A 784-nucleotide genomic window follows, 5' to 3' on the forward strand; every position below is an offset into this window, starting at 1 on the left:
AATAGGGTTCTAGCGGAAAGCAGCAGGCAAGCCATTGATTTTAAAGATATCACAACCCCAGAGCAAACGGGAGAGCCGCAGCGAGACGAGACCCTCATGGCCGGCTTGCGCGGCTCGGGATTGCTGATACCGGATGGGATCGGCGTGGTTGTGGCGGCGCGTCTGCTCGGTTTGTGTCGCATGCGACGGGTTCCGGGCGCCGAGCTGATGCCGGCGCTGTGCGCGCTTGCTGCTCGGAAAGGGTATCGGGTCTTCCTCTATGGTGCGAGCGAGGAGGTCAACGCAAGAGCCGCGGCCAAGCTGGAACGGCGATACGGGCTTCAGCTCGCAGGTCGGCAGCATGGCTTTGTCCCTGACCCTGAAATGCCGGAGCTGGTGAGGCGGATCAATGCCTGCGAGGCTCAGTTGCTCTTCGTTGGCTTGGGTAGCCCGCGCCAGGAGCTATGGATGGAACGGCATTTGTCGATGCTGCAATCGGTCAGGGTGTGCCAGGGCGTGGGCGGCACCTTCGACGTGCTGGCAGGCCAGGTCCGGCGCGCTCCCTCATTGTTTCGTCGTATCCATCTCGAATGGCTCTACCGCTTGCTATCGCAACCGAAGCGGCTGATTCGACAGACGGCATTGCCCAGGTTCGCCTATCAGGTCACGCGCGTCTGGATCTTGTCGCGCCTTGGTATATTGCATGCCCGATAACCTCTGATCAAGACGGGTGCAACCTGCCGAGCGCGCCCGATCTGCGTACACGAAGTTGTGATCTTTGACCTGGGTGAGTTGGCAGGAGAGC

1 protein-coding gene is annotated in these 784 nt (G+C 61.0%); it reads left to right on the forward strand.

The features are described from left to right. Nucleotides 1-693: WecB/TagA/CpsF family glycosyltransferase (locus G3446_RS27090; RefSeq protein WP_209262674.1), on the forward strand; the 693-nt coding region annotated here is incomplete at its 5' end. Between the last annotated feature and the right edge of the window lie 91 nt (nucleotides 694-784).

The sequence above is a fragment of the Thiorhodococcus minor genome (genome assembly GCF_010820565.1).
GTDB classification, from domain to species: domain Bacteria; phylum Pseudomonadota; class Gammaproteobacteria; order Chromatiales; family Chromatiaceae; genus Thiorhodococcus; species Thiorhodococcus minor.